Raw genomic sequence first — 24244 nt, forward strand, 5'->3', positions numbered from 1 at the left:
CCAGACCGCCGACCCCTTGTTATGATTTCGTTCTTCGTTGGCCCGGTAGCTCAGTTGGTAGAGCAGCGGATTGAAAATCCGCGTGTCGTTGGTTCGATTCCGACCCAGGCCACCAGGATTCAGCCCCAGGAACTCGCAAGATTCCTGGGGCTTTTCCTTTTCTGACGGGTAATGACGGGCATCCAATGGCTTCGGCATTGCGGGCGCGATGCAACGGGCCGCGCTCGGCGGTATTCAGCATCGCGTGATAAAATCGCGCCAGTTCAAGGACTTGCACGCAAGTGTGCCGCCTGATCGGCGATTGAGCGCAGCGCGGCATGCGCTGCCACCCGCCCCGAACCCTTCGCCCGACGATTAACGGTATAAGCGCCCAGCGACTCTGCATGCGGAAGGCGCGGCCTATACTGCTTTGGGCCGGCAGCAGTGCCGGCACGCGTCGCGCCGCGTTGCTTGCATGGCGCACCTCGCGCAGCGCGACGTGGCACTCATCATTCACGGAGTTTCACGGTGATCCGCAACGACGCTAAACGTAGCGCTCTGGTGCTGTTTTCCGGCGGCCAGGATTCCGCCACGTGCCTCGCCTGGGCGCTCGAACGTTATGAAACGGTCGAAACGCTCGGCTTCGATTACGGCCAGCGACATCGCGTCGAACTCGAATGTCGCGAAGGTTTCCGTCAGGCTGTGACGCGAGCATTTCCAGCTTGGGCCGACCGTCTCGGCGAAGATCACATGATCGACCTGTCGGTGCTTGGCTCGATCAGCGATACGGCGATGACGCGCGAGATTGAGATCGAAGCAACGGCCAACGGCTTGCCGAACACGTTCGTGCCAGGCCGCAATCTGATGTTCATGACCATCGCGGCAGCCATCGCTTTCCGGCGCGGTCTGCAGGTGCTGGTTGGCGGAATGTGTGAGACGGATTTTTCGGGCTACCCCGATTGCCGCGACGACACGATGAAGGCATTGCAGGTCGCGCTGAATCTCGGCATGGACACGCGCTTCCTGCTCGAAACGCCGCTCATGTGGCTCGACAAGGCCGATACGTGGCGTCTCGCGCATCAATTGGGCGGTGACGAACTGGTTGAGCTGGTACGCGTCGAGACGCATACCTGTTACGTCGGTGAACGCGCTGAGTTGCATTCGTGGGGCTTTGGTTGTGGCGAGTGTCCGGCGTGCCGCTTGCGCAAGCGCGGCTACGAAGCGTATCTGGCTGGTGAGAACGTCACCGAGTCGCCGCTCTGATCGCGCAGTAAGTTGAACCGCGCGGCGCGACGGTTCAACGACTCGTCGGATCACGCAAAAATTTTCAGGAACAGAAGGCAGAAAGCAGCATGACTTACGCGGTCAAGGAAATCTTCTACACGTTGCAAGGCGAGGGCGCGAATGCCGGGCGTCCGGCTGTGTTCTGCCGCTTCGCCGGCTGCAATCTGTGGTCGGGCCGCGAAGAAGATCGTGCCGAGGCCGTGTGCCGCTTTTGCGATACCGATTTTGTCGGCACCGACGGTGAGAACGGCGGCAAGTACCGCACCGCCGAAGACCTCGTGGCGATGATCGCGTCACTCTGGCCGGAAGGCGAGGGTGAGCGTTTCGTCGTCTGCACGGGCGGCGAGCCGATGCTCCAGATCGATCAGCCGCTGGTCGATGCGTTGCATGCCGCCGGCTTTGAAATCGCCATTGAAACTAACGGCTCGATGCCGGTGCTGGAAACGATCGACTGGATCTGCGTGAGCCCGAAGGCCGACGCGCCGCTCGTCGTCACCAAAGGCAACGAACTGAAGGTCGTGATTCCGCAGGACAACCAGCGTTTGTCCGAGTATGCGAAGCTCGACTTCGAGTATTTCCTCGTCCAGCCGATGGACGGCCCGTCGCGCGACATCAACACGAAGCTCGCGATCGACTGGTGCAAACGCCATCCGCAATGGCGCCTGTCGATGCAGACCCACAAGTATCTGAACATTCCCTGATTTGCCGTGCTGACGATTACCCGAAAACTCGAATTCGACGCGGGCCACCGCATCCCCGATCACCGTAGCCAGTGCCGCAATCTGCACGGCCATCGTTATGTGCTCGAAATCACGCTGCAAGGCGATCTGGTCGACACCGAAGGCGCGCCCGATCGCGGCATGGTGATGGACTTCGCCGACGTGAAGTCGCTCGCCAACGAGCACCTGGTCGACAAGTGGGATCACGCGTTTCTGGTCTACGAAGGCGACGCACAGGTGCGCGGCTTTCTGGAGACCATGGCCGGTCACAAGACGGTCGTGCTGGACCGCATCCCGACGGTCGAAAATCTTGCCGCCGTCGCGTTCGACCTCCTCGCAAGCGTGTATGACGCTCACTACGGCGTGAACATGCGTCTGCAGAAGCTGCGTCTGTACGAGACGCCGAATTGCTGGGCCGACGTCGTCCGCGATTAAACCCAGGGTCCGCGCACCGACCCAACCTCCGCGTTTTTGTCACGGTATGATCGCTTCGATAACCAAACGGAGCGAGACATGCCGGTCACCGCATTGCGTCGCAGCAGGCAACCGGGGCATCGGCGTCCCGGTTTTTGCCGAACCTCACAGGTCAGCCAGTTTTCCCGCCGCGCAGGCGAGCGGCCCGCTCATCAAGGAGCGCGCCGATGAGCACCTTCACCAATCCCCTCAAGCAACGTCTGACGGAAACCGATCCGCTGTTCGGCTTGTGGCTGTCGCTCGGTAGCGACGCCGCCGCCGAAGCGCTTGCGCACGCCGGTTTCGACTGGCTGTTGATCGACATGGAGCACGCACCGAACGACAGCGTCGACGTCGCGTCGCAATTGCGCGCGATCGCCGCCGCGCATCTGCCGAGCGAGCCGGTGGTGCGCGTGCCCGCAAGCGAAGGCTGGCTCGTCAAGCGCGTGCTCGATGCCGGCGCGCGCACGCTGATGTTCCCCAACATCGAATCCGCCGATGAAGCCGCGCACGCCGTGCGGCTCACACAATATCCGACCGCCGAAGCGCGCGACGGTCAGCGCGGCGTAGCGGGCGTGGTCCGCGCGTCGGGCTATGGCATGCGGCGCGATTACGTGCAGACGGCCAACGCGCAGATCGCGACGATCGTGCAGATCGAGTCGGCGCGCGGCTTGCAGGAGGTCGAGAAGATCGCCGCGACGCCGGGCGTCGATTGCCTGTTCGTCGGGCCCGCCGACCTGGCCGCGAGCCTCGGTCATCTTGGCGATGCGAAGCACGCCGACGTGCAGGCGGCGATGGCGCGCATCGTCAGCGCTGCTGATAAGGCCGGCATTGCCACCGGCATTTTTGCGATGGATGTCGCGAGTGCAAAGCAGCATCGCGACGCCGGTTTCCGTTTTATCGCTCTGGCCGCCGACGTCATGTGGATGTTGCGCGCAACCCGCCAGGCGCTGCAGGAGGTGAGGTCATGAAGGGGATGGTGCAGGGCGTCGCATTGCGTGTCGCGGTCGCGACGGCATTGCTGGCGGGTGTGGCAGTAAATGGATCGGCGTATGCGCAGGACCGGGTCGCGAAGTCGAATGACCCGCAGACGCAAACTGCGGTCGCCGACTACAACGCCGGCAATCTGGGCGCGGCGCTGACTGAGTTCCGTCAGGCCGCGGAGCGCGGCAGCCGGCTCGCCGAGTTCAATTACGCGATGATGCTGCTCAACGGCGAGGGCACGGCCGCGAACGTCGAGGAAGGCAAGAAGTGGCTGCGCAAGGCCGCCGACGCCAACATGTCGCACGCTCAATATGTGTACGGCAAGATGTACGACGACGGCGAGTTCGTCGGGCGCGATCCGGTGGAGGCGCACCGCTGGTTCCTGAAGGCGGCCGAGCAGGGCCATGTGCAGGCAGAGCTTGCGCTTGCCAACCAGTTCCTCGACGGACGCGGTACCGGGCGCGACAACCAGCAGGCGTTCGTCTGGTACAAGAAGGCGGCGCAGGGCGGCGACATGACCGCGCAATACGTAACCGGCTCGTTCTACGAGCGCGGCGGCGATGGCGTCGACAAGAACCTGAACGTCGCGCGCGCGTATTACGCGGCGGCGGCGGCGCAGGGTGATCCGGCGGCGCGCTTGAAGTATCAGCAACTCAGCGCGCAATTGCGGGATCAGAAGGAAGTCAAACCGCAGTAAACGCACAAGGGGCGCTTCCTGACATGGAGCGCCCCTTTGCGTGTGGTTCTGCCGATAAACCGCGCTAACTCTGCATCAACCGCTTCTGTCGCGCGACGCTCATGATCAGCCCGATCGCAACCCCCAGCGTGGTCAACGCGGTGCCGCCGTAACTCATGAACGGCAAGGGCACGCCGACCACCGGCAAGATCCCGCTCACCATGCCGATGTTGACGAACGCGTAGGTGAAGAACGCCATCGTCAGCGAGCCGGCCAGTAATCGCCCGAACAGGGTTGCGCCATTGGCCGCGATATACAAGCCCCGCGCGATCAGTAGCATGTAGAGCGTGAGCAGCACGACCCCGCCGGCCAGTCCAAACTCCTCGGAGAACACCGCGAAAATAAAGTCAGTGTGCTTCTCGGGGATGAACTCCAGATGCGCCTGCGTGCCCTTCAGCCAGCCTTTGCCCAGCGGACCACCCGAGCCGATCGCAATCACCGCCTGGATCGTGTGGAAGCCCTTGCCGAGCGGATCGGAAGTCGGATCGAGCAGCGTACAGATCCGATGCTTCTGATAGTCGTGCATCAGCGGCCATTGCACTTCGGGCTGACAGATCTTGTCCTGGAACGTGGCGATGGCAGCGACGGCGATCACGCCTGCAACCAGCACCGGCACGATCAGCTTGAAACTCAAACCCGCGAAGTAAATCACGAAGAGACCGGCCGCGAAGACCAGCACGGCGGTTCCGAGGTCGGGCTGCTTCGCGATCAACGCGACCGGCACGATGAGAATCACGAAGCCGACCAGATAGTCGTACCAGCGCATCACGCCTTCGCGTCGCTGGTAGTACCAGGCGAGCATCAACGGCGTGGCGATCTTCAGGATTTCAGACGGCTGGATCACCACGCCGACATTGATCCAGCGCTTGGCGCCTTTTCGCGTCAGTCCGAATGCCGCGACCGCTATCAGTAGCGCGATCCCGAATGTATAGAGCGGGACCGCGAAGCGCATCAGCGTGGTGGGTGGCACATTGGCGAGCGCCCACATCAGCACGAACGTCAGCAGAATGTTGCGCAACTGGTCTTCCACGCGGCCCGGCACGTCCAGGCTCGCGCTGTACAGCGTGACAATGCCCACGCACAGCAGCAGAAACACGATCAGTGCGAGCGGACGGTCGAAGCCCGCGAACATCTTCTTCAGGCGGTCGATCCAGGCGCGCTTGTCGAATTGCATGCCTTTCTCCTTACTCGTCTATGCCGCCGGAAACCGGCTGGCGTGGCGACGCGGCGTGCACGTCGTCATCCCGTGAAGGAGCGGTGGCCGTAGGCGCGGGCTCGCTGGCAGGACGGGGTTTATGCGGTGCGCCGGATTTACGCGACGCAGAATTTTTTGCAGTGGAAGAAGTGGGCACCGCCGCAGATGCACCCGCCGCGCCCGCTTTGGCAGCCGACGCCGCGACCGGTGCGGAAGCCGGATTCGCCGCTGCCGAAGCCGCTTCAGCAGCGGAGGCGCCCACCGCCGCCGACGCCGCGCCGGGAATCGGCAATGCGGTGAAACCCGCCGCGATCCTGACCGGCTGCGGTTCCTGAGGCGCAGGCGCATCGCCGACTTCAGGCGCGGACGCGTCCTGAGTCGCCGACGCCGCCGCTGCCACAGCCGCCGCTTCGGCACCCGGCTTGTTCTTGTCGACGAGGTAGTAGTCGAGCACCTTGCGCGCGATCGGCCCCGCCGATTCCGCGCCCCAGCCGCCGTTTTCGACGATCAGCGCGACGGCGATTTTCGGGTTATCCACAGGGGCGAAGGCAGTGAAGAGCGCATGGTCGCGCAGATGCTCGGCGATGGCATGACCTTTGTAGTTGGCGCCTTGCAGCGAGTACACCTGCGCCGTTCCGGTCTTGCCGGCCGCCTGATACTGCGCGCCGATAAACAGTTTGGCCGCCGTGCCGTTCGATATCACGCCTTCCATCGCATGCTTGATGATGTCGATGTCCGACTGTTTGACGTCGATCTTGTCGCTCGGCGCGCGCACGACCGCGCGGGTGTCTTTGGTGATCGGGTTTTCGATGTCGCGCACCAGGTGCGGCTTCATCACGACGCCGTTGTTCGCGAGCGTGGCGACGGCGTGAGCGAGCTGCAGGATCGTGAACGAGTTGTAGCCCTGGCCGATGCCCAGGCTGATCGTTTCACCTTCGTACCAGCGTTGCTGTTCGGGGCGGCGGTAGGCTTTGCGCTTCCATTCCGTCGACGGCAGGATGCCCTTGGCCTCGCCCGCGATGTCGATGCCGGTGATCTGGCCGAAACCCCACGGCTTCATGAAATTGGCGATGTTGTTCACGCCGAGATCGTGCGCGAGCATGTAGAAATACGTGTCGTTCGACACCACGATCGCGCGGTTCATGTCGACCCAGCCCTGGCCCGAGCGCACGTCGTTGCGGAACGTATGGCCGCCGAACGTGTAGAAGCCCGGGTCCTGGAAGCCCCAGCCGGGCGTGCGCTTATGCAGTGTCAGCGCGGCCAGCGCCATGAACGGCTTGTACGTCGAACCCGGCGGATACGTGCCGTGCAGCGGACGGTTCAGCAGCGGATGGTCCGGTGAGTTGTTCAGGTCGTCCCAGGTCTGCTGATCGATCCCATCGACGAAAGAATTCGGATCAAAGCTCGGCGCCGACACGAACGCGAGCACGTCGCCGGTGGACGGCTCGATCGCCACCAGCGCGCCGCGACGGCCCGCGAATGCCTGCTCGGCGACCTGCTGCAAGCCGATATCGAGCGACAGCACTAGGTTGTTGCCCGGCGTCGCCTGCGTGCGCGACAGCGTCCGCACAGGGCGGCCGCCGGCGGTCACTTCGACTTCCTCGAAACCGGTCTGGCCGTGCAGTTCCGTCTCGTAACTCTGCTCGACCCCGATCTTGCCGATGTAGTCGGTGCCCTTGTAGTTGTTCGCGTCCAGGCGCGGATCGTAGTGATCCGGATCGCTGTCGTTCTGGTCGCTGGCGTCGTCGATCCGGTCCTGATCGCGCTGCGAAATCCGGCCGATGTAGCCGATCACGTGCGCCGCAGTCGGCCCGAGCGGATATTGGCGGAACAACCGGGCGCGCACTTCGACGCCGGGAAAACGGAAGCGCTGCGCGGTGAAGCGCGCGACTTCGTCGTCGGTGAGGCGGGTGCGAATCGGCAGACTTTCGAAGTTCTTCGAGTCTTCCTGCAGCTTCTTGAAACGGCGACGGTCGCGCGCGTCGATCGACACGACCGTCGCCAGATTGTCGATCACGTTTTCGAGCGAGTCGTTCAGCTTGGACGGCGTGATTTCGAGCGTGTAGGCCGAGTAGTTTTTCGCCAGCACCACGCCGTTACGGTCGGTGATGATGCCGCGGTTCGGCACGATCGGCGCGACGGAAATGCGGTTTTCGTCGGCCTGCAGCGAGTATTTGCTGTAGTGCCAGACCTGCAGGAACAGGAAACGGAAGCCGATCAGCCCGAAGCAGACGAACACGAACAGACCCGCCGCCGCGACGCGCAGGCGGAATTTCGAGAGCTGTTGCTGGGTGTCCTTGAATTCGGTCATGCGATTCTGCAAAAGGCCGGACGACGGCCATCATGAGTGTGCGCCCAATCCGGCCGGAACCGGGAGGCATGAACAGCGATGCGCGTCGGGCGGGCCGGCGAGGCGGGTTCCGTTCGGGTGAAGCAACGGAACGGCCGGCGGGCCCGATGCGGGATCAAATTGGCCGCGTGTCGTCCGGATCGGCCGGGCGGCGTTGCGGCATCAGCAACAGCACGCTGGCGATCGGCCACAGCGCAGCTTCGACGAAACCGTCGATCAGATAACCCCAGCCCGGAAACGCCGCGCCCGTCAGCAGACGGATCACGAACGGCACCAGTTGCGCGACGACCAGCAGCGGCATGACCGCGAAAGTCTGCACGCCAAGCGACATCCACAGCACGCGGCGGTGGATCGTAATCGCGCCGTACGACAACAACGTATACGCCAATGCGTGCTCGCCGAGCAGGCTGGCGTTGTGCACATCCATCAGCAAACCGAGGAAAAACGCGATGCCCATGCCGACTTTGCGCGGCTGGTGCACGTTCCAGAACAGCAGCACGAGGGCCACAAAATCCGGCACGCCGACGAGGCGTCCCCACGGCATCAGATTCAGCAGGAACGCCGCGGCGAGGCTGAACGAAATGAAGTACGGATTGACCGGCTGCAGAATGTATTGCGGACGGTTCATGGGTTAGCCCCCGGCGTGGCTTGCGGCGCCGCGTTTTTCTGCGGGGCCGGTTTCTTTTGGGCGGCGGATTTCTTCTCCGCGGCGGCGGCTTTGGCCGGCGCTTTTTCCGCGGACTTCGCCGGTGCGGTCTTTTCGGGCAAGGCCTTTTCACCGGCCGCTTTTTCGCCTGGCTTCGCGGCGGATTTGTCGGCTGCTGCCGCCTTGCCGTCCGCTGCCTTGGCGCCTTTTTTCTTCGCTTCTTTCGCGGCCGTGGCGGCGTCGGGTTCTTCGGCCGGACGCGGCGGCACGTTGTTCACGTAGTGCAGCACCAGCAACTCGCGCGCGCCGCGTACCGGTGCAACCGGCAGACAGATCACGCGGGCAAAAGCCGTGTCGGCCTGCTTGTCGACGCGTACCACCTTGGCGACCGGCAAGCCCGGCGGATACACGCCGTCGAGTCCGCTCGTGACGAGTTCGTCGCCGGTTTGAACGTCGGCGCTGATCGGCACGAAGCGCAGATCGAGCGTATCGCCCTTCGGCGTGCCGTAAATCACACTCCGCAAACCAGTTCGCACGATCTGCACTGGCACGGCCTGGTCTTTGTCGGTGAGCAGCGTGACTTCAGCCTGCAGCGGAAACACCCGCGTGACCTGGCCAATCACGCCGTCTTCGTTGACGACCGGCGAACCGTTCTGGATGCCTTGCTGCGCACCACGCCCGATCACCACCTTCTGCGTGAACGGATCGCGTGTGTCGTACTGGATTTCGGCGGGCAGCGATTCCGTGGTCGAGCGCTGCGACAGTTGCAGCAACGCGCGCAAATGGGCGTTTTCTGCGGCAAGCTCGGCGGCCGTATTGGCCTGCTGCGAGAGCTGCAGATCTTTGGTGTGCAGTTTTTCGTTTTCGCTGCGCAGTGTCGCGCTGGTCACGGCCAGATCGGCGGCGCCCATGAAGATATCGCGCGGCACGAGCGCCGCGCGTTGCAACGGATAAAGACCCGCGCCGAGCACGCCACGAACGATTTCGAGCGTTTGAAAACGTGCATCGGAGATCAGCAACGCCACCGCCAGCACGACGAAAAACACGAGCCGTGCGAGTGCGGATGGGCCTTGCTTGAACAGGGGCGGCGGACTGTATTCCATGGTCGGCGCCGGGGGCGTGAGCAGTGGTGTGAGACGGCGGCGCGCGAGGGACGCGCGCTCAGCGCGCGGCGGCTGGTTGGCCCAGCCAATGACAAACCGGCCCACATGGGGCCGTTTGCCAGATCCGCGCTACTGACATGGAGACGGGCTCGCTTACTCGTACGAGAAGATGCTGCCCAGCTTGTCCATGCGTTCGAGCGCCATGCCCGAACCGCGCACGACGCAGGTCAGCGGGTCTTCGGCGACGAGCACCGGCAGGCCGGTTTCTTCGGCGAGCAGGCGGTCGAGGTCGCGCAGCAGTGCGCCACCGCCGGTGAGCATCATGCCGCGTTCGGCGATGTCCGCGCCGAGTTCCGGCGGCGTTTGCTCGAGCGCGATCTTCACCGACGACACGATCTGGTTCAGCGGATCGGTGAGGGCTTCGAGAATTTCGTTGCTGGAGATCGTGAAGCTGCGCGGAATGCCTTCCGACAGATTGCGGCCCTTCACTTCCATTTCCTTGACTTCGGAACCCGGGAACGCCGAGCCGATTTCCTTCTTGATGGCTTCGGCGGTTTGCTCGCCGATCAGCATGCCGTAGTTGCGGCGGATGTAGTTGACGATAGCTTCGTCGAACTTGTCGCCACCGACGCGCACCGAGCCCTTGTACACGATACCGCCGAGCGAGATCACGCCGACTTCCGTCGTGCCGCCGCCGATGTCGACGACCATCGAGCCGGTTGCTTCGGACACCGGCAGACCTGCGCCGATAGCAGCAGCCATCGGTTCTTCAATCAGGTAGACCTGCGAAGCGCCTGCACCATGCGCGGCTTCCTTGATTGCGCGACGCTCGACCTGGGTCGAACCGCACGGCACGCAGATGATGATGCGCGGCGACGGCGAGAACATACGCGATTCGTGGGCAGTCTTGATGAACTGCTTGATCATCTGTTCGGTGACGGTGAAGTCGGCGATCACGCCGTCTTTCATCGGGCGGATTGCCTCGATGTTGCCCGGCACCTTGCCAAGCATCTGCTTGGCTTCCTTACCGACTGCCTGGATAGTTTTCTTGCCGTTGGGACCGCCTTCCTGGCGGATCGAAACGACCGACGGTTCGTCGAGAACGATACCCTTGCCACGCATGTAGATGAGCGTGTTGGCAGTGCCAAGGTCAATTGCCAGATCGTTGGAGAAGTAGCTGCGAAGAAAACCGAACATTCAAAATCCTGTCTCGCTGGGGGCCGGGCCTCGCAACGTATGCGTAGGGTGGCAGCGGAAAATTTAACAGCTTCAACCGGGCGGACGCTGCGCCACTGGCACTTGAAACTGCAGGGGAGTCTACCGGAGGCCGTTGCAAAGCCAAGTCGGAAAATTCCGAACTATCTTTGGGAATTGTTCAGAAAGGACTTGGTAAGTCGGTCCGGGTTTGGGTCGAACGCGTAATGATACCTTATAATTTTGGATGATTTAAAGGAAACGGGTGGCAGTTTTTGCCCCCGCTGACCCCTTTTTCCAAGTTGTTTCATTACGTCGTAACTTCCTGTCGCAGCGCGGGTTTTTCGTACTGCGGCGGTCCACCACAATTTCCGGTGACTGCATGGCTCTGACCTTGACCGATGTCAAACGCATCGCGCATCTCGCACGGCTCGAACTGGCCGACGCCGACGCTGAGCACACGCGTGCCCAGCTCAACGACTTTTTCGGGCTCGTCGAGCAGATGCAGGCGGTCGATACCACTGGCATCGCTCCGCTTGCCCATCCGATCGAGCAGATCGAAGACGTCGCGCTGCGTCTGCGTAACGACGCCGTGACCGAAACGGTCGAACGTGAAGCCTTCCAGCGCCCGGCGCCGGCCGTACAAGACGGCCTGTACCTTGTGCCGAAGGTGATCGAGTAAGACCCGCGTAGCAAGATCGGCGCGCCTCGCGAGTGAGCGGGCAGCATGTTTTCGGCGCAAGGTCGTCAGAAGGCAGGCTGCATTCCGCGAAAGACGCTTGCGGGCCCGCCGTCTCCGGCTTCCTCGGCTCGGCTTGCCGGCGGGCAGCCGAACGCCTCCACGGCAGCGTCACCGCGCTGCCGCGCTTTCCAGGATAAAACGCAATGCATGAAAAAAGTCTGACCGAGCTGCGCGCCGCACTGGCGGCCAAGGAATTCTCCGCAGTCGAACTGGCGCAGCATTACCTCAAGCGGATCGACGCAGCCAATAGCCTGAACGCGTTCATCCAGGTCGATTCCGAACTGACGCTCGCGCAGGCCAAAGCCTCCGACGCGCTGCTGCACACCGGCCACGCGGGTCCGCTGGTCGGCCTGCCGATCGCGCACAAAGACGTATTCGTGACGAAGGGCTGGCGTTCCACGGCCGGCTCGAAGATGTTGTCGAACTACGAAAGTCCGTTCGACGCGACCGTGGTCGCGCGTTTGCAGAACGCCGGCATGGTCTGCGTGGGCAAGACCAATATGGACGAGTTCGCGATGGGTTCGTCCAACGAGAATTCGTACTTTGGTCCGGTGCAGAATCCGTGGGACATCAAGGCGGTGCCGGGCGGTTCGTCGGGCGGCTCGGCGGCGGCAGTGGCTGCGCGTCTCGCGCCCGCTGCGACCGGCACGGACACCGGCGGCTCGATCCGTCAGCCCGCGTCGTTCTCCGGCATCACCGGGATCAAGCCGACGTATGGCCGCGTGTCGCGTTACGGGATGATCGCGTTCGCTTCGTCGCTGGATCAGGGCGGTCCGATGGCGCAAAGCGCCGCCGACTGCGCGACGCTGCTCAACGCAATGGCAGGCTTCGACGAGCGCGATTCCACCAGCCTCGTGCGCGACGACGAAGACTACACGCGTTACCTCGGCAAGCAATGGAAAGAAGGCGACGCCAGCAAGCCGCTCGCCGGTTTGCGCATCGGCCTGCCGAAGGAATATTTCGGCGCAGGTCTAGCCGACGACGTCCGCGCGTCGATCGACGCAGCATTGAAGCAATACGAAGCGCTCGGCGCCACGCTGGTCGACGTCTCGCTGCCGAAAACCGAACTGTCGATCCCGGTCTACTACGTGATCGCGCCGGCGGAGGCGTCGTCGAACCTGTCGCGTTTCGACGGCGTGCGCTTCGGCCATCGCGCCGCTGAGTACCGCGATCTGCTGGACATGTACAAGAAGTCGCGTGCCGAAGGGTTCGGCCCGGAAGTGAAGCGCCGCATCATGGTCGGCGCGTACGTGCTGTCGCACGGCTACTACGACGCGTACTACCTGCAGGCGCAGAAAATCCGCCGCATCATCGCGCAGGATTTCCAGGAAGCGTTCAAGCAGTGCGACGTGATCATGGGACCGGTCGCGCCGTCGGTGGCGTGGGACCTCGGCGCCAAGGGCGACGACCCGGTGCAGATGTATCTGGCCGACATCTACACGCTGTCCGTGAGCCTCGCCGGTTTGCCGGGCATGAGCGTGCCGTGCGGTTTCGGCGCGGGCGCGAATGCGCAGCGTCCGGTGGGTCTGCAGATCATCGGCAACTATTTCAATGAAGCCCGGATGCTGCAGGTGGCCGACGCGTTCCAGCGCGCGACCGACTGGCACCGCAAAGCACCGGCAGGAGTGTGAGCACCATGGCAACACAATGGGAAGTCGTGATCGGTCTCGAGACCCACGCGCAACTGTCGACGAAATCGAAGATTTTCTCCGGCGCCGCCACGCAGTTCGGCGCAGAGCCGAATACGCAGGCCTGTCCGGTCGATCTGGCGTTGCCGGGCACGTTGCCGGTGATGAACCGCGGCGCGGTTGAGCGCGCGATCGAATTCGGTCTCGCGATCGGCGCCACCGTCGCGCCGCGCAGCATCTTCGCGCGCAAGAATTATTTCTATCCCGATCTGCCGAAGGGCTACCAGATCAGCCAGTACGAAATTCCGGTCGTGCAGGGCGGCCAGGTGACCATTCAGGTTCCGGCCAACGAAAAAGCGGGCAAGGAAGCGTACGAAAAGGTCGTCAACCTGACGCGCGCCCACCTCGAAGAAGACGCGGGCAAGTCGCTGCACGAAGACTTCGCGGGCATGACCGGCATCGATCTGAATCGCGCGGGCACGCCGCTGCTCGAAATCGTCACCGAGCCGGAAATGCGCAGCGCGGCCGAAGCCGTCGCTTACGCGAAGACGCTGCATACGCTCGTCACGTGGCTCGGCATCTGCGACGGCAACATGCAGGAAGGCTCGTTCCGTTGCGACGCAAACGTGTCGGTGCGTCCGGTCGGTCAGGCTGAATTCGGCACGCGTGCCGAGATCAAGAACCTGAACTCGTTCCGCTTCCTCGAAGAAGCGATCCAGTACGAAGTGCGTCGTCAGATCGAGTTGATCGAAGACGGCGGCACGGTGGTGCAGGAAACGCGTCTGTACGATCCGGACAAGCGCGAAACGCGCTCCATGCGCAGCAAGGAAGACGCGCACGATTACCGCTATTTCCCCGATCCCGATCTGATGCCGCTCGTGATCGACGCGGCGTGGATCGAGCGCGTGAAGAGCGAGATGACGGAACTGCCGGTGGCGATTCAACAGCGCTTCGTGTCGCAATACGGCCTGACGCCGTACGACGCGAACGTGCTGACGTCGAGCAAGGCGATGGCCGCGTACTACGAAGCGGTGGTCGTCAAGGTCGGTCCGTCGAACGCGAAGGTCGCGGCTAACTGGCTGATGGGCGAAGTGTCGTCGCAACTGAATCGTGAAGGGCTGGAGATCGACGCGTCGCCGGTGTCGTCCGCGCAACTCGCGTTGCTGTTGCAGCGCATTGCCGACGGCACGATCTCGAACAAGATCGCCAAAGAAATTTTCCTCGCGATCTGGGAAGAGAAGGCCACCGACGAAGCCGCCGCCGACCGCATCATCGAAGCGAAGGGTCTCAAGCAGATTTCGGATACCGGCGCGCTCGAAGCGATCCTCGACGAAGTGCTCGCCGCGAACCAGAAGTCGGTCGAGGAATTCCGCGCGGGCAAGGAAAAAGCGTTCAACGCGCTGATCGGCCAGGCGATGAAGGCGACCAAGGGCAAGGCCAATCCGGCGCAGGTGAACGAACTGCTGAAGAAGAAGCTGTCGTCCTGATCCTGACGGAAAGAAGTACGGTTCAGGCGCACAGGCTGTCACGTCAAAGCGCCTGAACCACAGTAAGCCGCAGTAATACAGCATGCAAGACGGGCTGTTGCCGGAAACGAAAGTGGGGCAACGGCCCGTTTCATTTGGCGGGCCCATTTTTGCGCCCGCACAAAAATGCAGATCACGGAGTGTGTGGATGGCGAAGCAACCCGAACTCGACGATTTCCGCGTGCCGTATTTCGACGACGGCAAGAAAAACAACAAGTTCTCGCTCGACCCTTTCGACCCGGCGGCGAAGCCGTTTTCGACCGGCTCGAAAGATTCGGACCGCGCGCGTCTGTCCGAGATCGGAGCGCAACTCGACAATCTGCAGGAGCGTCTGCATGCGCAGCGCAAGCGTCGCGTGTTGCTGGTGCTGCAGGGTATGGACACGAGCGGCAAGGACGGCACGATCCGCGCGGTGTTTCACGAAGTGGATCCGCTCGGTTTGCGCATCGTGCCGTTCAAGGCGCCGACGCCCGTCGAACTCGCGCACGACTTTCTGTGGCGCGTGCATTCGCAGGCACCCGCTGCCGGCGAGTTGACCATCTTCAACCGTAGCCACTACGAAGATCTGCTGGTGCCGACTGTGCTCGGCGAACTCGATGCGAATGCATTCGAGCAACGCTGCTGCCACATTCGCCAGTTTGAGGAAATGCTGGCGTATAGCGGCACGACCATCATCAAGTGCATGCTGCACATTTCGAAAGACGAGCAGCGCAAGCGTCTGCAGTCGCGTATCGACGATCCGACCAAGCACTGGAAATTCGACGTCTCCGATCTCGACGCGCGCAAGCAGTGGGACAAATATCAGGCGGCGTATCGCGACGCGCTGGCCGCGACGTCGACGGATTACGCGCCGTGGTACGTGATTCCCGCCGACTCGAAAACGCACCGCAACGTGATGGTCGCCGAGTTGCTGCTGCGCGAGCTCGAAGGCATGAAGCTCGAATATCCGCCCGCGAAAGAATCGCTGAAGGGCGTCAAGGTCGAGTGACCTTGCCCTTCGACATATCGCTATCGAAACGAATCGACATAAAGGAACGACATGTTGCGTGTGATTACCGCCAACCTGAACGGCATCCGCTCAGCGGCAAAGAAAGGCTTTTTCGACTGGTTCGGCGAACAGAAAGCCGACGTGCTGTGCGTGCAGGAAATCAAATGCTCGCAGGACGACATGACGCCGGAATTCATGGCACCGCACAATTTCACCGGCTATTTCCAGCATGCGGTGAAGAAGGGTTATAGCGGCGCGGGCGTGTACACACGTCATGAACCGGATGAAGTGATCATCGGTTTCGGCAGCGAAGAATTCGATCCGGAAGGGCGCTATGTCGAACTGCGCTTCGGCAAGCTGTCGGTGATTTCGGTGTATGTGCCGTCGGGATCGAGCGGCGAAGAGCGTCAGCAGGCCAAGTTCCGTTTCATGGACGAGTTCATGCCGCATCTGACCGAACTGGCGAAGGACCGTGAAGTGATCGTGTGTGGCGACGTGAACATCGTCCACAAGGAAATCGACATCAAGAACTGGAAGAGCAACCAGAAGAACTCGGGTTGCCTGCCGGAAGAGCGCGCGTGGCTCGACACGCTGTTCGACGACGTGGGTTATGTCGACGTGTTCCGCACGCTCGATCAGCGGCCGGAGCAGTACACGTGGTGGAGCAATCGCGGTCAGGCGTATGCGAAGAACGTCGGGTGGCGGATCGATTACCAGATCGCGACGCCGGGCATCGCGGGCAAGGCGAAGCGCACCGACGTGTTCCGCGATATCAAGTTCAGCGACCACGCGCCGCTGACCGTCGATTACGACCACAAGGTCAAGAAGTAAGCACCTCGCGGCCCGCGTCGCTGAATCTCAGTCGCGGGCCGTTTTGCGACGGGGGCGTCCCATGCCGGCGTAGTCCGGCAACGCATCCACCGATTTGCCGATCGCCTTCGCGTACAGCGGCAACATATCCGGCAGGCGCTTGATGATGTCCGCGCGCCGCGCCGGCGTGTACGGATGCACGTAGATGAAGCCCCGGTCGCGATCGCCGCGCGTGGCGTCGGCGAGCTTGTCCCACAGCGTGACGGCGGCGCGCGGATCGAAGCCCGCGCGCGATGCGATATCGCTGCCGATCACGTCGGCTTCCGTCTCGTCCGTATTCTCATATTTCATTTCCAGCAGCCGCGAGCCGATGCCTAGCGGCGCCGCGCCGAGATCGGCGAGTCCGAACAGTTGCGGGATCGTGCCCGACGAATCGAGCTGGCTGGACTGAAGCTGGCCGAGCCGCTCGCGAGCGTGCTCGCGCAACGCGTGCGCGATTTCGTGGCCGATCAGCATGCCGAGTTCGTTATCGTTCAGACGCACCCGATCGAGCAGCCCGCTATACACGACGATCTTGCCGCCCGGCAGGCAGTACATGCGGATATCGGTGGAGCGCACGACCGCCACGTCCCACTTCCAGTTTTTGGCCCGCTCGTTCCACTTCAGCGAGTACGGGATCATCTTGGAGACGATCGAGCTGACACGGACGACGTGTGCGTCTGCGTCGCCATACAGGCTTTTCGCGTGCTCGGCGCCGTAAGTGATCTGGCTGAATTCCTCGGCGGCCTGGCCTTCGAGTACCGGCGAAGGAATCAGGTTGCGGAACACCATGTAGCCGCCGTAACGCAGTTGCGTGTTCGGCGTGGTGTACGGCGGCGGGGACGCGGGCGCGCTCGCTGCGGCGGCCGGGGGCGTCGAAGTCGCTGACGGCGTTCTGGCGGTAACCGGCGCTGAAGATTGCGCAGACGAGGTTGGCGTGGCGGTTGGCGCCGTGGCATTGGCCGGGCTGGAGCCGCTATTGGCCGCCGATGCCCCTGCCCCCGATGTCGCGTTTTCAGCGCTTGCTGCGACCGCTGCCGATTTTGCTGACGGCGCTGCTGCGCTGCCATTCGAGGTCGTCGCCGATGACGGCGTGCTCGCGTTAGCGTTAGGGTTGGCGGCAGGCATTGCCGTCGCGTACGCGCTCGACGGCCATGCGGACCACGCGACGCTCGCGCTGCCAACCGCCCACGCCGCATACAGCGCTGCACGGCGGGCTTTAAGCCGCGTCGTTCGAGACATGCGCACGCGACGTGTACGCGTTGAATGCAGCGCCTTCACGACCGGGTTCTCCACGGTGCGATACGTAGCAGAAGCAGCATGCCCGGTACCGCCAGCGCGGTACACACGAGGAAGTAGTCGAACCAGCCGATCTGCGCGACCACGTAGCCGCTCGCTGCCGATGCCAACGTACGCGGCACCGAAGCCAGGCTGGTGAAGAGCGCGAACTGGGTAGCCGTGTAGCGCGGATCGGTGGTGCTGGCGATGTACGCGGTGAATGCCGCCATCGTCAGGCCGGTGGCGAAGGTTTCGAGGCCGTAGACGAGCGCGAGCGCGACTGAACGCGGTTCGAGCTGCACGGCCCAGTCGATGCCGAACAACGCGAGCAGCTTCGTCGTTCCCTGACTGATCCCGACGGCAATGTCGTAAATCGCCGCGAGACCGGGCGATGCGGGGCCGAGATGCGCGAGCCACGCAAAACCGAGCGTCGACACCATTTGCAGCACGCCGAAAATCCACAGCCCCTTGCCGATGCCGATTTTCATCAGCCAGATTCCGCCGACAATCCCGCCCGCCAGACTCGCGCCGAAAGCCGTGGTCTTCGCAATCACGCCGATCTGCGTACGCGAAAAACCGATGTCGAGGAAAAAAGACGTGGATAGCGTGGTCGCCATCGTATCGCCGAGCTTGTACAGGAAGATGAAGCCGAGCACGAACAACGCGCCGCGCCATCCGTCGCGCTGAATGAATTCGCGGAACGGCAGCACGATTGCGTCGCGCAGATTCTTGGGCGGCGTGCCATGCACTTCGGGTTCGTTGACGACCAGCGTCATGATCATGCCCGGCAACATGAACGCGGCCGTCACGATGAACACGGTGGTCCACGGCAAATGGTCGGACAGAATCAGCGCGAGCGAACCGGGCACCAGCGCCGCGATCTTGTACGCGTTCACGTGTACCGCGTTGCCGAGCCCTTGCTGCGTATCGCTGAGCAACTCGCGCCGGTACGCGTCGATCACGATGTCCTGACTCGCGCCAAAAAACGCGACCAGCGCGGTCAAGGCCGCGACCGTCCAGATCGAATCGCGCGGCGAAACGAAGCCCAACGCAGCAATCGCGCCGGCGACGAGAATCTGCGTGACCAGCATCCAGCCGCGCCGTCTGCCCGGACGCCAGCCCGGAAAGCGCGGCACGTAGCGGTCCATCAGCGGGGCCCAGACGAATTTCCAGGTGTACGGGAATTGAATCAGCGCAAAGAGGCCGATTTCCTTCAGATTGACGCCTTCGGAGCGTAGCCAGGCCTGCACCAGATAGACGAGCGTGAACAGCGGCAATCCCGACGTAAAGCCGAGAAAGACGCAGATCAGCATGCGCGTATTCAAAAACGCGCGCCAGCCGGGATGTTCTTCGTGAGCGGAAAGTGCAGGCGCCTCTTGCGGCGGGTTCGACATGTGGTTTGCTTGCGTTAGCTTTTCTTGACGCGATAGACCGCAAGACTACCACGCCAGTTCACGCCCCATCGCACCACCTGCCCGTCGTGCAGCACGACCCGGTCGAGAATTTCGATGCCGACTTCGGGCGCGAGCGCTTCGAAATCTTCAATCGTCAGAACACGAACGTTCGGCGTGTTGTGCCACTGGAACGGCAACGACTTCGACACCGGCATCCGGCCTTGCAACACCGACAGCCGGTGCGCCCAATAACCGAAATTCGGAAACGACACGATGCATTCCTTGCCCACCCGCACCGTCTCGCGCAGGATCGCCGCGGTCTGATGAATGGTTTGCAGCGTTTGCGACAGAATCGCGAAATCGAAGCTGCCGTCTTCGAACAGACGCAGCCCGTCTTCCAGATTCTGCTGGATCACGTTGACGCCGTTCTGCGTCGACGCCAGCACGCCCGCATCGTTGATTTCGATGCCGTAGCCCTGCACGTCCAGTTCTTCGGTCAAGAGCGACAGCAGCGAGCCGTCGCCGCAGCCGAGATCCAGCACGGTGGCGCGCGGTTCGACCCAGCGGGCGATCGCGCGAAAGTCCGGGCGCAGCGCCAGGTAATCGAGTGCTCGCTGGTTCATGCGTTCACCTCGTTCGAAATGCGTTCGTAATAGGCGCGCATCAGGTTGTGATAGCGCGCGTCGTCGAGCAGGAAGGCGTCGTGGCCGTGCGGCGCGTCGATTTCCGCGTACGTGACCGTGCGTTTGTGATCGAGCAGCGCCTTCACCAGTTCGCGCGAGCGGGCCGGCGCGAAACGCCAGTCGGTGGTGAAACTGGCGATCAGATATTTCGCCGTGGTGTGCGCGACCGCCTTGGTCAGATCGCCTTCGAAGTCCTTGGCGGGATCGAAATAATCGAGCGCGCGGGTGATCAGCAGATACGTGTTCGCGTCGAAGTAATCGGCGAATTTGTCGCCCTGATAGCGCAGATACGACTCCACTTCGAACTCGACGTCGAAGTTGAAGTTGTACTTGTCCAGCGCACCTTCCGCGCGACGCAGCGAGCGGCCGAATTTCTCGGCCATGTCGTCGTCCGACAGATAGGTGATGTGGCCGATCATGCGCGCGACCCGCAAGCCGCGCTTCGGCTTCACGTTGTGCGCGTAGTAGTTGCCGCCGTGGAAGTCGGGGTCCGACAGGATCGCCGAGCGCGCGACCTCGTTGAACGCGATGTTTTGCGCCGACAGCTTCGGGGTGGACGCCACCACGATGCAATGCGCAACGCGTTCCGGATACATCATGCTCCACGCGAGCGCCTGCATGCCGCCGAGGCTGCCGCCCATGACCGCTGCGAAACGGGTGATGCCGAATTCATCGGCGACGCGCGCCTGGGCGTTGACCCAGTCCTCGACCGTCACGACGGGAAAAGCCGCGCCGTACGGGAGGCCGGTGGCCGGATCGACGCTCATCGGGCCGGTCGAGCCGAAGCACGAGCCGAGGTTGTTCACGCCGATCACGAAGAACTTGTCGGTGTCGAGCGGCTTGCCGGGGCCGACCATGTTGTCCCACCAGCCGACGTCTTTCGGGTTGTCCGCGTAGACGCCCGCCACGTGATGCGACGCGTTGAGCGCGTGGCACACCAGCACGGCATTGCTGCGCGCGGCGTTGAGCGTGCCGTAGGTCTCGACCATCAGGTCGTAACCTGCGAGCGAGCTACCGTTCTGCAACTGCAGCGGCTCGGAAAAATGCATTTTTTGGGGAGCGACGATACCGATCGATTCCATTCATTCCGCCATTTAACAAAAACTGGGCGGCTAGATGGCGTCGGCGACGCACGGAGGAAAGACTGTGTGCGCGGCTGACGACCTCTTTAGCCGCATTTATAGTGAATCGCGGGAGGTTTCCCACGACTCGCGCGCCCGCAATCGAGTCAGCAAATCGGCGCGTAATCAGGTAATCAGCAGGTATTCAGGGTGTTCCGGCTGGCGGCGCCATGTGTTTCGGGCAACGCAGTCAGGCGCAAAGTATAGCGGAAAATCTCGCGCCACAGCGTCGTGAACGCCCGCCTGGCATGCTGCAAGCCGGGTGGGTTACTGAAGAATCAGCAGCAGTTGCGCGTCGGCGTGTTCGGCGGGCTGGCGGACGAAACCGCTGCGTACATAACGATGCCAGCGCCCGATGATGTAGCTCAGCAGCAGGCTCGCACGGATCGCGGGATCGTAGCCGGCGGGGAGCGGAACGGCGTTCGCGCTTTCGCCCGGATGGGCGTTCGCTTCTGTCTGCGCGAGCCGCAAGCACTGTTTCAACGACGCTTCAACGCGCTCGAGCATCTGATTGACGCGCTCGGTCAGCCGTTCATGCTCGCCGACCAGCGCCTCGCACGTCAGCACACGCGTCATGCCGGGATTCTTCGCAGGAAAATTGAGCAGCATCAACGCGATGGCGCGGGCTTGCAGCACGCCGTTGCTTTCTTTGTCCGCGATCTGGTTGATCAGGCCGAACAGCGTTTGCTCGATAAATTCGATCAGCCCTTCGAACATCTGCGCCTTGCTGGCGAAGTGGCGGTACAGCGCAGCTTCCGATACGCCGAGCCGGGCGGCGAGCGCTGCCGTGGTGATTTTTTCGCTTTTGGGCGCTTCGAGCATCGCGGCGAGCGTTTGCAGAATGTGCACGCGACGCTCGCCCGGCTTCAGGCGCTGTGCACGCGGTGCGGCGGCCACAGCGTGCGACGTGGGTTCGTGTTCGGCTAAGGCTTCGTCAGGCTTGTCGATCGGCTGCATGGCTGTCGTCCCGGCTGCTTTCCCTTCAATCGAACCGAGCGGGTGCCCAGTCGAAGCGATTTTAACGAACGAATGGTCCGGTCGACATAGTGCGGACGGCCAGTGCCCGGCAGGCGCGTCGGGATGCCGTCCGCGTGCGGTTTGCGCGGCAGATGGCCGGTTATCCACACGGTGCGGATGCCCAGGCGCCGGTAGTTTTTCAGATGTGAGCGCGTGTCTTCGACGAGGATCGCGTCTTTCAGCGACACGTGCGCGTCGCGCATGGCCCGGCGCAGCATCGCGTGGTCGGGCTTGGCGCGCCAGAAGCGGCGATCGCGCATGTGCTCGATCGCGATCACCTGTTCAAACAGACGTTCGATGCGCAGTTCGGCAAGCACCGCACGCGCGTACTTTTCCGGCGCGTTGGTCAACACGATCTTGCGGCCCGGCAGCGCGGCGACGAGGCGCGCGACGCCGCGTTCGTAGCGGATCATCGAGCCGAGATCGGGGAAGTCGTGCACGACTTTCAGAAAATCGTTACCGTCGACCGGATGATGACGCGTCAGACCGAGCAGCGCCGCGCCGTAGCGCTGGGTGTAGCCGCTGCGCAGACGGTTCGCTTCGTCGATATCGACTTGCAGCGTGTCGATGATGTACTGCGTCATTCCCTGATTGATGGCCGGGAAGATGGCGTGCGAAGCGCGATGCAGCGTGTTGTCGAGATCGAATAGCCAGACCGGGCTGCCACCCGCGATATGCGGACGACGGCGGCGGGAAGTCGGAGTGCGCATGATGGGAAAGCGTCGTTCAGACGTGAGCAGTCGCTGCAATTAGCGAACCGGAAAGGTTCGGCGAGCAGGCGGCGACAGAAGAAGGGGATGTGTACCGGTGCGCGGTGAATGCGCGAGGCGGGCGGTTGCGTTGGCGGGAGTTTGCGTACGTAGCGCACCCGGTGCACTGGGCGTGCGACGCGGCAACGCAACCGCATGGCACATAGGACACGCCGTGGCGGCGTGCCCTATGTGCCGGGTTTGATGCAGGAATCAATGTGAGCGGATCATCGTGCCGAACGGCTGTTCGGTGAGAATTTCCAGCAGCAACGAGTGCTCGATACGGCCGTCGATGATGTGCACCGAGCGCACGCCGCTCTTGGCCGCGTCGAGTGCCGACGAGATTTTCGGCAGCATGCCGCCGGAAATCGTGCCGTCGGCGAACAGGCCGTCGATTTCGCGTGCCGACAGATCGGTCAGCAGATTGCCTTCCTTGTCCATCACGCCGGGGATGTTGGTCATCATCACGAGCTTTTCGGCGTTCAGCACGACCGCCAGCTTGCCCGCGACCAGATCCGCGTTGATGTTGTACGACAGACCGTCTTCGCCGAAACCGATTGGCGAGATGACCGGGATGAACGCGTCGTCCTGCAACGCTTTCACGACCGCCGGGTTGATCGCCTCGACTTCGCCAACCTGGCCGATGTCGACGTACTGGCCCGGGTTGTCGCGATCCGGCATCAGCATCTTGCGTGCGTGGATCAGCGCGCCGTCCTTGCCCGTCAGGCCGACCGCATGGCCGCCGAAATGGTTGATGAGCGTGACGATGTCCTGCTGCACTTCGCCGCCGAGCACCCATTCGACGACTTCCATCGTCTCTTCGTCGGTGACGCGCATGCCCTGGATGAACGTGCCCTGTTTGCCGATTTTCTTCAGCGCCTGGTCGATTTGCGGACCGCCGCCGTGCACGATGACCGGATTGATACCGACCAGCTTCAGCAGGATCACGTCGCGCGCAAAGCCTTGCTTCAGGCGCTCCTCGGTCATGGCGTTGCCGCCGTATTTGATGACCACGGTCTTACCGTGATACTGGCGAATGTAGGGCAGCGCCTCGGCCAGAATTTCAGCCTTCAGGGTGGGCGCGATCTGCGAAAGGTCGGGAAGCTCGGACATGGCGGCGGGCTCAGGCAGGAACAGTTAAAACAGGCGGAATTGTACAGGACTGGCGCGCTGCAACAGGGTTTTCGATACGTGCACCGGCACCGGACGGCACAGGCTTTGCGCACCGCGCAATCGCGGGCCACAGTGCCAGCCGACGATCGAGCGTACCGCGCTTGCATGACGCTTGTGAATTAGCCGAACGGACGATTCACGCGGGCTGGCCAGTCGTGGCATCATTTCCCGACCGATCCCCCGGCGCTTTACCGGCTTATTATGAAACCGTCCGCTTCCCGCTCTGAAAGCAGCGTGCGCTGCCCGCGCTGCGGCAACTCGTTCGATTGCGGCAGGCATGCGCAGCCGTTCGACTGCTGGTGCCGGGAAATGTCGACGTTGTCAGCCGACCGGCTCGATCCTGCCAGCAAATGCGTGTGCCCGGAGTGCCTGGCTGCCGAGATTGCAAAGGCGGTGGCTCAACCAGGATCTGGAACTGGCGGTAACGAAGGTCTGTGAGGTTTCCGGACTGAA

The 24244-nt window shown here is 62.7% G+C and carries 23 protein-coding genes and 1 tRNA gene; 12 read left to right on the forward strand and 12 right to left on the reverse strand.

Translation table 11 applies throughout. From position 1 onward, the window contains the following. Nucleotides 1–39 precede the first annotated feature (39 nt). The 6 genes from ABH945_RS11315 (at nt 40) to ABH945_RS11340 (ending at nt 4116) form a co-directional block, all read left to right on the forward strand. Nucleotides 40–115 (forward strand) — tRNA-Phe (locus ABH945_RS11315). A 392-nt stretch (nt 116–507) separates the two neighbouring features. Next, nucleotides 508–1242, forward strand: a complete 735-nt coding sequence (queC, locus tag ABH945_RS11320) for a 7-cyano-7-deazaguanine synthase QueC (RefSeq protein WP_074762677.1) — start codon at nt 508–510, stop codon at nt 1240–1242. An 89-nt stretch (nt 1243–1331) separates the two neighbouring features. Beyond that, nucleotides 1332–1964, forward strand: coding sequence for a 7-carboxy-7-deazaguanine synthase (gene queE / locus ABH945_RS11325; protein WP_074762678.1), 633 nt, complete (start codon nt 1332–1334; stop codon nt 1962–1964). A 9-nt stretch (nt 1965–1973) separates the two neighbouring features. Next, nucleotides 1974–2417: a 6-carboxytetrahydropterin synthase QueD gene (queD, locus tag ABH945_RS11330; RefSeq protein ID WP_143026272.1), complete on the forward strand. Its 444-nt coding sequence runs from the start codon at nt 1974–1976 to the stop codon at nt 2415–2417. A 206-nt stretch (nt 2418–2623) separates the two neighbouring features. Then, nucleotides 2624–3406 carry an HpcH/HpaI aldolase family protein gene (locus tag ABH945_RS11335; RefSeq protein ID WP_074762680.1) on the forward strand — a complete coding sequence of 261 codons (783 nt, stop codon included), beginning with the start codon at nt 2624–2626 and terminating at the stop codon, nt 3404–3406. Beyond that, on the forward strand, nt 3403–4116 hold the full coding sequence (locus ABH945_RS11340; RefSeq protein ID WP_429250593.1) for a tetratricopeptide repeat protein: 714 nt from the start codon (nt 3403–3405) through the stop codon (nt 4114–4116). The genes ABH945_RS11335 and ABH945_RS11340 overlap by 4 nt, the downstream gene beginning before the upstream one ends. A gap of 64 nt (nt 4117–4180) precedes the next feature. Here the strand turns inward: ABH945_RS11340 and rodA are convergent, their stop codons facing one another. From rodA to ABH945_RS11365, 5 genes are all read right to left on the reverse strand, one after another. Continuing rightward, the gene (gene rodA / locus ABH945_RS11345; protein ID WP_074762682.1) at nt 4181–5329 is read right to left on the reverse strand and encodes a rod shape-determining protein RodA; all 1149 of its coding nucleotides are present in this window, start codon (nt 5327–5329) and stop codon (nt 4181–4183) included. Between the two features lie 10 nt (nt 5330–5339). Further along, the gene (gene mrdA / locus ABH945_RS11350; protein WP_429250594.1) at nt 5340–7661 is read right to left on the reverse strand and encodes a penicillin-binding protein 2; all 2322 of its coding nucleotides are present in this window, start codon (nt 7659–7661) and stop codon (nt 5340–5342) included. Nucleotides 7662–7815: 154 nt separating this feature from the next. Then, nucleotides 7816–8328: a rod shape-determining protein MreD gene (gene mreD / locus ABH945_RS11355; RefSeq protein WP_074762684.1), complete on the reverse strand. Its 513-nt coding sequence runs from the start codon at nt 8326–8328 to the stop codon at nt 7816–7818. Beyond that, the gene (mreC, locus tag ABH945_RS11360; protein WP_429250595.1) at nt 8325–9449 is read right to left on the reverse strand and encodes a rod shape-determining protein MreC; all 1125 of its coding nucleotides are present in this window, start codon (nt 9447–9449) and stop codon (nt 8325–8327) included. Before mreC ends, mreD begins: the two co-directional genes overlap by 4 nt. Before the next feature lie 153 nt (nt 9450–9602). Then, nucleotides 9603–10646, reverse strand: a complete 1044-nt coding sequence (locus ABH945_RS11365) for a rod shape-determining protein (protein WP_004189550.1) — start codon at nt 10644–10646, stop codon at nt 9603–9605. A gap of 379 nt (nt 10647–11025) precedes the next feature. Between ABH945_RS11365 and gatC the strand changes: the two genes are divergently transcribed. From gatC to ABH945_RS11390, 5 genes are all read left to right on the forward strand, one after another. Then, the gene (gene gatC, locus ABH945_RS11370; protein ID WP_074762686.1) at nt 11026–11325 is read left to right on the forward strand and encodes an Asp-tRNA(Asn)/Glu-tRNA(Gln) amidotransferase subunit GatC; all 300 of its coding nucleotides are present in this window, start codon (nt 11026–11028) and stop codon (nt 11323–11325) included. A 203-nt stretch (nt 11326–11528) separates the two neighbouring features. Further along, nucleotides 11529–13016: an Asp-tRNA(Asn)/Glu-tRNA(Gln) amidotransferase subunit GatA gene (gene gatA / locus ABH945_RS11375; protein ID WP_074762687.1), complete on the forward strand. Its 1488-nt coding sequence runs from the start codon at nt 11529–11531 to the stop codon at nt 13014–13016. A 5-nt stretch (nt 13017–13021) separates the two neighbouring features. Continuing rightward, complete coding sequence (gene gatB, locus ABH945_RS11380; RefSeq protein WP_429250596.1) at nt 13022–14500, forward strand: Asp-tRNA(Asn)/Glu-tRNA(Gln) amidotransferase subunit GatB; 1479 nt, start codon at nt 13022–13024, stop codon at nt 14498–14500. A 187-nt stretch (nt 14501–14687) separates the two neighbouring features. Beyond that, nucleotides 14688–15527 (forward strand): PPK2 family polyphosphate kinase, encoded by an 840-nt coding sequence (locus ABH945_RS11385; RefSeq protein ID WP_429250597.1) that lies wholly within the window; start codon nt 14688–14690, stop codon nt 15525–15527. Between the two features lie 51 nt (nt 15528–15578). After that, the gene (locus tag ABH945_RS11390) at nt 15579–16358 is read left to right on the forward strand and encodes an exodeoxyribonuclease III (protein WP_074762690.1); all 780 of its coding nucleotides are present in this window, start codon (nt 15579–15581) and stop codon (nt 16356–16358) included. Between the two features lie 27 nt (nt 16359–16385). On the opposite strand, the gene ABH945_RS11395 is transcribed toward ABH945_RS11390, so the two are convergent. The 7 genes from ABH945_RS11395 to argB all read right to left on the reverse strand — a co-directional run bounded on the left by ABH945_RS11395 (nt 16386) and on the right by argB (nt 23731). After that, entirely contained in the window at nt 16386–17618 is a 1233-nt protein-coding gene (locus ABH945_RS11395) for a M48 family metallopeptidase (RefSeq protein WP_429250598.1), read from the reverse strand. A gap of 35 nt (nt 17619–17653) precedes the next feature. Beyond that, on the reverse strand, nt 17654–19048 hold the full coding sequence (locus ABH945_RS11400) for an AmpG family muropeptide MFS transporter (RefSeq protein ID WP_429250599.1): 1395 nt from the start codon (nt 19046–19048) through the stop codon (nt 17654–17656). Between the two features lie 14 nt (nt 19049–19062). Further along, entirely contained in the window at nt 19063–19671 is a 609-nt protein-coding gene (metW, locus tag ABH945_RS11405; RefSeq protein ID WP_074762692.1) for a methionine biosynthesis protein MetW, read from the reverse strand. Next, nucleotides 19668–20813: a homoserine O-succinyltransferase MetX gene (metX, locus tag ABH945_RS11410; protein WP_074762693.1), complete on the reverse strand. Its 1146-nt coding sequence runs from the start codon at nt 20811–20813 to the stop codon at nt 19668–19670. The genes metW and metX overlap by 4 nt, the downstream gene beginning before the upstream one ends. 306 nt (nt 20814–21119) lie before the next feature. Continuing rightward, entirely contained in the window at nt 21120–21809 is a 690-nt protein-coding gene (slmA, locus tag ABH945_RS11415) for a nucleoid occlusion factor SlmA (protein ID WP_429250600.1), read from the reverse strand. Beyond that, nucleotides 21776–22579, reverse strand: a complete 804-nt coding sequence (locus ABH945_RS11420; protein WP_429250601.1) for a pyrimidine 5'-nucleotidase — start codon at nt 22577–22579, stop codon at nt 21776–21778. The genes slmA and ABH945_RS11420 overlap by 34 nt, the downstream gene beginning before the upstream one ends. Before the next feature lie 252 nt (nt 22580–22831). After that, entirely contained in the window at nt 22832–23731 is a 900-nt protein-coding gene (gene argB, locus ABH945_RS11425; RefSeq protein ID WP_074762696.1) for an acetylglutamate kinase, read from the reverse strand. A 261-nt stretch (nt 23732–23992) separates the two neighbouring features. On the opposite strand from argB, the gene ABH945_RS11430 reads away from it, so the two are divergent. Next, nucleotides 23993–24229: a cysteine-rich CWC family protein gene (locus ABH945_RS11430; protein WP_429250602.1), complete on the forward strand. Its 237-nt coding sequence runs from the start codon at nt 23993–23995 to the stop codon at nt 24227–24229. Nucleotides 24230–24244: the final 15 nt, after the last annotated feature.

It is taken from the genome of Paraburkholderia sp. GAS333, assembly GCF_050435665.1.
Classification (GTDB): Bacteria; Pseudomonadota; Gammaproteobacteria; order Burkholderiales; family Burkholderiaceae; genus Paraburkholderia; species Paraburkholderia fungorum_A.